Below are 7442 nucleotides of genomic sequence, written 5' to 3'. Positions count from 1 at the left end.
CGCGCTGCGGCTCGCTCCGGGGGACAGCGTGGACTTCGGTGTCAATCGCGAGGGCCAGATTGTCGTGAACAAGGCCGGGGGCAACCGACCCACCGGCAAGCGTGATCGCTTCGAGTCGGCACGCGGCGCGGCGCAGGTGAAGTGGCGCACCGACGACTTGATGAAGTTGTTGCGCGGGACGGACTGAACGGTCCGCCCCGTGCTGCTGGTCGACACCAACGTCCTCGTCGACGTGCTCGAGGACGATCCCGATTGGGCGGACTGGTCGGTGCGCCAGTTGCGCGCGCAGTCGCAGGTGCACGAACTGTTCATCAATCCGGTGATTTACTCGGAGTTGTCGTTGACCTTCGAATCCGTCGAAGCGCTCGACGAGGCCATCGGCGGCATGGGGCTCGAAATTCGGGAGCTGCCGCGCCCGGCCTTGTTCCTTGCCGGCAAGGCGTTCGTGAAATATCGCCGAGCCGGTGGTCGCAAGGGCAACGTGCTGGCCGATTTTTTCATTGGCGCGCAGGCCGCGGTGCTCGGTTGCGCCATCCTGACGCGTGACGTGCGGCGCTACCGGGGCTACTTTCCGAGCGTGGCGTTGATCGCTCCGCAGAAGGACTGAAACGCTGCTCGACGAGTGCGACGTCTGGTGCATCGTGAGCCTGCCGGGCGGCGTGTTCTCCACGACGGGCGCGAGCGTCAAGACCAATCCGACGTTCTTCACCAAGGGCCGCAGGACCGAGCGCACGCGCAAGCGTCGCGCGGATGAGGCAGAAATGGCGCCCGTACGGAAGGCGCTCGGCGTTGTCGAGAAGTCGGTGCGTCGGCCGTATCGCGAGTGCCGATGCACCGACGCGCTGCGCGGTCCGCCTGCTCCTCGAGCAGGCGGCGCAGCATCCGGCGCCTGCTTCAGGCGATGTCGAAACGGTCGAGATTCATCACCTTCGCCCACGCAGCCACGAAGTCCTCGGCGAACTTCTTCTGCGCGTCCGAGCCACCGTACACCTCGGCGATGGCGCGCAGCTGCGCGTTCGAACCGAAGACCAGATCGACCCGGGTGGCGGTCCCCCTGGGTTCGCCGGTCTTGCGGTCGCGGCCTTCGAACTGTTCCTGGGCGTCCGAGACGCTCTTCCACTCGGTGCCCATGTCGAGCAGGTTGACGAAGTAGTCGTTGGTCAATGTGCCCGGCTTCTTGGTGAAGACGCCGTGCCGGTTCTGGCCGACATTGGCACCCAGCACGCGAAGGCCTCCCACGAGGACGGTCATTTCCGGCGCCGTCAGCGTCAGCAACTGCGCCTTGTCGATCAGCAAGGCCTCGGCCGGCACGCTGTACCGCGCCTTCTGGTAGTTGCGGAAACCGTCCGCGACCGGTTCGAGGGGAGCGAAGGACGGCACGTCGGTCTGATCCTGCGAGGCGTCCGCGCGGCCCGGCGCGAACGGCACCGTGACCTGGTGCCCCGCGTCGCTGGCGGCCTTCTCGACGCCGGCGCTACCGGCCAGCACGATCAGGTCGGCCAGCGAAATCTTCTTGCCGCCCGTCTGTGCGGCGTTGAACTCGCTGCGGATGCCCTCCAGTACCTGCAGCACCTTCGCCAGTTGCTCCGGCTGGTTGACGGCCCAGTCCTTCTGCGGCGCGAGACGGATCCGCGCACCGTTCGCGCCACCGCGCTTGTCCGAGCCGCGGAACGTTGACGCCGACGCCCAGGCGGTCGAGACGAGTTGCGCCACCGTCAGGCCCGAAGCCAGCACCTTCTTCTTGAGGGACGCGACATCCTGCTCGTCGACCAGTGCGTGGTCGACCGCGGGGACCGGGTCTTGCCAGACGAATTCTTCGGCCGGCACCTCGGGGCCCAGGTACCGCACGCGCGGCCCCATGTCACGGTGCGTCAGCTTGAACCAGGCCCGCGCGAAGGCATCGGCGAACTGGTCGGGGTTCTCCATGAAGCGCCGGGAGATTTTCTCGTAGGCCGGGTCCATGCGCAGCGAGAGGTCGGTGGTCAACATCGTCGGCGGCAGGCGCTTGGCCGGGTCGTGGGCATGCGGAATCTTGCCCGCGCCGGCGCCACCCTTGGCCACCCACTGCTGCGCGCCGGCCGGGCTCTTCGTCAGTTCCCATTCGAAACCGAACAGGTTCTCGAAGTATTCGTTGGTCCACTGCGTCGGCTTGCTCGTCCAGGTGACTTCCAGGCCGCTGGTGATGGTGTCGCCGCCCTTGCCGGTGCCGAAGCCGTTCTTCCAGCCGAAGCCCTGGTGCTCGAGCTCGACGGCCTCGGGGTTGTCGCCGACGTTCGTCGCGGGCGCCGCGCCGTGGGTCTTGCCGAAGGTGTGTCCGCCGGCGATCAGCGCCACCGTCTCTTCGTCGCCCATCGCCATGCGCGCGAAGGTTTCGCGGATGTCCTTCGCGGCGGCGATGGGATCGGGCTTGCCGTCCGGGCCTTCGGGGTTGACGTAGATGAGGCCCATCTGCACGGCGGCAAGCGGGTTCTCGAGGTCGCGCGTGTGCTCGACCTGGCTGTCGTCCTCCGAGTCGAGCACGCTCTGGCCCGAGACGCCGGGCGAGCCTCGCGAGTAGCGCTCGTCGCCGCCGAGCCACTTCGTCTCGCGACCCCAGTTCACGTCCTGATCCGGCTCCCACACGTCGGGTCGTCCGCCGCCGAAGCCGAAGGTCTTGAACCCCATGGTCTCCAGCGCGACGTTGCCCGTAAGGACCATCAGGTCGGCCCACGAGATCTTGTTGCCGTACTTTTGCTTGATCGGCCACAGCAGGCGGCGGGCCTTGTCGAGGCTCACGTTGTCCGGCCAGCTGTTCAACGGCGCGAAGCGCTGCTGGCCGCGACCGGCACCTCCGCGGCCATCGCCGATGCGGTAGGTACCGGCGCTGTGCCATGCCATGCGGATGAACAGCGGCCCGTAGTGTCCGAAGTCCGCCGGCCACCAGTCCTGGGAGTCCGTCATCAAGGCAGCGAGGTCCTGCTTCACTGCAGCGAGATCGAGGCTCTTGAAAGCCTCGGCGTAGTCGAAGTCCTTGCCCATCGGGTCGGACTTGGAGGAATGCTGATGGAGCAGATCCACGCGCAATTGCTTGGGCCACCAATCGCGGTTGGTCGTGACACCGGCTGCGTCTTGGCTGAACGGGCACTTCGCTTCGGTCTTTTCGCTACCCATCTTGGCAACTCCTATTTTCTGCAGTGAGAGGGAAAGTGATCAGGGACCGACAAATTCTCTTGCAGAAGCTGCCTGGCGCGACGAGAAACCCTCTATCCCGTCGATAGCCCACGGGCCTGGGGCACAACCCGCTTTCAGCGACGCAGCATGAAGTCGGCCGCGATGCCGGCGAACACCGCGAGGCCGAGCCAGTGGTTCAGCCGGAAGGCCTTGAAGCAGTCGTCGCGGCCTCGCCCGCGGATGAGCGTCCAGTGCCACAGCGCCTGCGCGAGCGCGGCCAGCAGGCCGAGCATGAAGGGGCCTCGCAGGCCCTGCCGGAAGCCCAAAAAGCCCCAGCTCGCCAGATAGATGCCGTAAAAGCCCATCACCGCGGCGACGTCGAAGCGGCCGAGCGCGATGGCCGAGGTGCGGATGCCGATGTTCAGGTCATCGTCGCGGTCGACCATCGCGTATTCGGTGTCGTAGGCCAGCACCCAGAACAGGTTGCCGGCGAGCAGGGCCCAGGCGAGCGGCGGCACTGCCTCGTCGACTCCGGCAACAAGGCCTTCGGCGCCGCCGCCGCGCACGGCCGCGAAAGCCATCGGGATGCCGAAGCTGAAGGCCACGCCGAGCACGGCCTGCGGCATCGACACGAAACGCTTCGCATACGGATAGGCAATGGTGATGGCGAGTGCCGCGAACGACAGCAGCACGGTCGCCCGATTCGTCGTCAGCACCAGCGCGAAGGCAGCCAGCGCCAGGAACGCCCCAAGCAAGAGGGCCTCGCGCACCGACACCGCGCCGCGCGTCACCGGCCGCTGCGCCGTGCGCTTGACGTGGCGGTCGAAGTCGCGATCGGCGACGTCGTTGATGCAGCAGCCGGCACTGCGCATGAGGATGGTGCCGAGCGTGAAGACGGCCAGCAGGTGCCAGCCTGGAAAGCCCTCTGCGGCCAGCCACAGCGCCGACAAGGTGGGCCACAGCAGCAGCAGCCAGCCAGCGGGGCGCTTCCATCGGATCAGGTCCAGCCACAGCGCCAGGCGCGAGGTGGAGGCGGGCGCGACCGAGGAGTTGCTCACCCGCGCGATTATCGGAGGGCCGGGTGGGGCGGTGCGGTCGAGCGGCTGGTGATCGAACTCGCAGGCTTGGAGTCGTTCAGCCCCTCGGGCAAGGCCTCCCTCACTCCTCCAGCAAGCTGCGCAGCATCCACGCCGACTGCTCGTGCACGGCAAGCCGCTGAGTCAGCAGATCGGCGGTCGGCTCGTCGTGGGCCTTGTCGGCGAGTGGGAACAGGCAGCGGGGGTGACTGTCACTGTAGCTTTCAAACCGAAGCTGGCGCAAGGCCGCGGCCGCAGGTCGGCGGCTCTACTTGCGGGTGAGCAGCAACTGCCCGGCCTTTTGCAGGCGGCCCTTGAGGCCGTTCGCAATGGCGCCGAGGAAGCCCGGCAGCTCGATCTCCATCCTCACCGTGTTGTCGAGCACGTCGATCACGCCGCGCACGGTCTGGCCGAGCGCCGAGACGCTGAAGGCCAGACGGTCACCGTCCCAGCTCTCGGTGACGTGGCCGGCGCCCCCGCCGGGCAATTGCTGCAGCACCTTTGCAAAGCCGTCCTCGATGCGGCGGTGCGCCTCCGCGCGGCCGAGCTGATGCGGGATATCGACGGTGATTGGAGTCGTCATGTCGCGGGTGTAGCAAGACGCGTGCGCTGAGCAACCGATGCGGTGGGCGTCTTACCCGGTGAGCCGGCTGACGCCCGGCAGCGCGCAGGCATAGATGGCATTGCGCATCGCCGCAATGGCCTCGTAGCGCGTGAAGCTGCGCCGCCACGCCAGCACGACGCGCCGCGTCGGCACCGGTGCGGCGAAGGGCACATAGCTCACGTGCTGCTGCTGGCCGCTCGCGACCGACAGCTGCGGCACCACCGTGATGCCCATGCCCGAGGCCACCATGTACTTGATGGTCTCCAGCGAGGAGCCCTCGAAGCTCTTGCGGATGCCCTCGGCGTCGCTCGCGAAGCGGGCGTATTCGGGGCATACCTCGAGCACGTGGTCGCGAAAGCAGTGGCCGGTGCCGAGCAGGAGCATGGTTTCCTTCTTCAGCTCCTCGGACGGAATGCTGTCGCGCCCGGCCAGCGGGTGGGTGTCGGGTACCGCCACCACGAACGGTTCGTCGTAGAGCGGCGCGATGGCCAGGCCGGCATCGGGAAAGGGCTCGGCGAGGATGGCCGCATCGAGCTCGCCGGTGCGCAGCATCTCGAGCAGCTTGACGGTGAAGTTTTCCTGCAGCACCAGCGGCATTTGCGGAAACAGCTCGATCGCCTGCTTGACCAGATCGGGCAGCAGGTAGGGCCCGATCGTGTAAATGATGCCCAGCCGCAGCGGCCCGGCCAGCGGGTCCTTGCCGCGCTTGGCGATCTCGCGGATGGCCTGCGACTGCTCGAGCACCGACTGCGCCTGCCGCACGATTTCCTCGCCCAGCGGCGTGACCGAGACCTCGGCGCTGCCGCGCTCGAACAGCTTGACCTCGAGCTCGTCTTCGAGTTTCTTGATCGCGACCGACAGGGTGGGCTGCGACACGAAGCAGGCCTCGGCCGCACGGCCGAAATGCCGCTCGCGCGCGACGGCGACGATGTAGCGCAACTCGGTCAGGGTCATGAAGGGCAGGATATCGCAGCCGTTCGCCAATCGGGCGCGAGTGGCCGACGCCAACCAGGCCTGCTGCAGTCCCTCACCCGCGTACTCGCGAGAGAGGCGCAAACCAGAACGTTCCTAAACTTTCAGGTATTCGGCCTTGCCGCCGAGCCACCGCTCCACGTGCGCCCGAGCGGCGCCGGGGTGGTTCGCCAGCAGGCTCGGCGCCATCGCACGGGCTTGTGCGAGCAGCACGTCGTCCTCGCTCAGGTCGGCGAAGCGCAGCAGCGCCGCGCCGCTTTGGCGCGCGCCCATGAACTCGCCCGGGCCGCGGATGTCGAGGTCGCGGCGGGCGATCTCGAAACCGTCGTTGGTTTCGGACATGGCCTTCAATCGCGCCCGGCCGGTGTCCGACAGCGGCGGGGTGTAGAGCAGCACGCACACGCTGGCCGCACTGCCGCGGCCGACGCGCCCGCGCAGCTGGTGGAGCTGCGACAGGCCGAAGCGCTCGGCATGTTCGATCACCATCAGGCTGGCGCCGGGCACATCGACGCCGACTTCGATCACGGTGGTCGAGACCAGGACGGCCATGCCGCCGGCGGTGAAGCGTTCCATCACCGCCGCCTTCTCGGCGGCCCCCATGCGCCCGTGCAGCAGGCCGACCGCGCTTTCAGGCAGCGCAGCGGCGAGCTGGGCGTGCGTTTCGGTGGCGTTCTTCAGATCGAGCGTTTCAGACTCCTCGATCAGCGGGCAGACCCAGTACACCTGCCGCCCGCTCGCCACCGCTTCGCGCACGCGGGCGATCACGTCGTCGCGGCGGCCGTCGGCGAAGAGCTTGGTGACGATGGGCGTGCGGCCCGGCGGCAGCTCGTCGATGGTGCTGACGTCGAGGTCGGCGAAGTAAGTCATCGACAGCGTGCGCGGGATCGGCGTGGCCGACATCATGAGAAGGTGCGGTTCGAGCGCGGGCGAAGCCCCGGCTTGTTCGACGAGTTTTTGCCGCAAGGCGAGCCGCTGCGCGACGCCGAAGCGGTGCTGCTCGTCGATGATGGCCAAGCCCAGGCGCTGGAACACCACGCGGTCCTGAATGACGGCGTGCGTGCCCACCACCAGCCGCGCGCTGCCGTCGGCCACGCTCGCCATCATCTGCGCGCGCGCCTTGCCCTTCTGGCCGCCGGTGAGCCAGGCCACGCCCAGGCCCAGCGGCTCGAGCCAGCCCACGAGTTTGCGGAAGTGCTGGTCAGCCAGGATCTCGGTGGGGGCCATCAGCGCGCATTGCCAGCCGGCATCGATCGCGATCGTCGCGGCCAGCGCGGCCACCACCGTCTTGCCGGAGCCCACGTCGCCCTGCAGCAGCCGATGGGTCGGTTGGGGCCGGGCCAGGTCGTGCGCAATTTCTTCGGCGACGCGGCGCTGTGCGGCTGTTAGCTGAAAGGGCAGCGCGGCGAGCAAGCGCTCGTGCAGGCCCCGAGCGGCGCCGGGTGCTGCGGCGCAGTGCGCCGCCGCTGCGAGAACGCCGGGCGGGAGAAGTGTGGGCGTGCAAAGTGCGGGCGCGCGCAGGGCCGCGCGTTCCCGCTGTGCCTGCAAGCGCGAAAGCTGCTGCGCCAGCAACTCGTCGAACTTGATGCGCTGCCAGGCCGGGTGGCTGCGGTCTTCCAGCGTCGCCAGAGGGGCCTCGGCGG

At 68.1% G+C, this 7442-nt stretch carries 7 protein-coding genes and 1 pseudogene; 2 read left to right on the top strand and 6 right to left on the bottom strand.

The window, feature by feature from the left end; genetic code table 11:
• On the top strand, window positions 1-187 hold a 187-nt coding region (locus H0W38_RS12225; RefSeq protein ID WP_292454360.1), incomplete at its 5' end, for a hypothetical protein.
• Between the two features lie 12 nt (window positions 188-199).
• Window positions 200-607 (top strand): type II toxin-antitoxin system VapC family toxin, encoded by a 408-nt coding sequence (locus H0W38_RS12220; protein ID WP_292454358.1) that lies wholly within the window; start codon window positions 200-202, stop codon window positions 605-607.
• A gap of 287 nt (window positions 608-894) precedes the next feature.
• Here the strand turns inward: H0W38_RS12220 and katG are convergent, their stop codons facing one another.
• The 6 genes and pseudogenes from katG to recG all read right to left on the bottom strand — a co-directional run.
• On the bottom strand, window positions 895-3150 hold the full coding sequence (katG, locus tag H0W38_RS12215; protein WP_292454356.1) for a catalase/peroxidase HPI: 2256 nt from the start codon (window positions 3148-3150) through the stop codon (window positions 895-897).
• Between the two features lie 134 nt (window positions 3151-3284).
• Window positions 3285-4208, bottom strand: a complete 924-nt coding sequence (ubiA, locus tag H0W38_RS12210; RefSeq protein WP_292454353.1) for a 4-hydroxybenzoate octaprenyltransferase — start codon at window positions 4206-4208, stop codon at window positions 3285-3287.
• A gap of 100 nt (window positions 4209-4308) precedes the next feature.
• A pseudogene (locus H0W38_RS12205) lies at window positions 4309-4428 on the bottom strand (DNA starvation/stationary phase protection protein); the annotation flags it as partial.
• Between the two features lie 66 nt (window positions 4429-4494).
• Window positions 4495-4809: a polyhydroxyalkanoic acid system family protein gene (locus tag H0W38_RS12200; protein ID WP_292454351.1), complete on the bottom strand. Its 315-nt coding sequence runs from the start codon at window positions 4807-4809 to the stop codon at window positions 4495-4497.
• 51 nt (window positions 4810-4860) lie between these two features.
• On the bottom strand, window positions 4861-5784 hold the full coding sequence (locus H0W38_RS12195) for a LysR substrate-binding domain-containing protein (protein WP_292454349.1): 924 nt from the start codon (window positions 5782-5784) through the stop codon (window positions 4861-4863).
• A gap of 114 nt (window positions 5785-5898) precedes the next feature.
• Window positions 5899-7442, bottom strand: a 1544-nt coding sequence (recG, locus tag H0W38_RS12190; RefSeq protein ID WP_292454346.1) for an ATP-dependent DNA helicase RecG, incomplete at its 5' end; no start/stop codon positions are given.

Source organism: Methylibium sp., from assembly GCF_013817365.1.
Taxonomy (GTDB): Bacteria; Pseudomonadota; Gammaproteobacteria; order Burkholderiales; family Burkholderiaceae_C; genus Methylibium.
The sequence above is the reverse complement of the archived record's forward strand: the minus strand, read 5'-3'. Positions and strand labels throughout refer to the sequence as shown.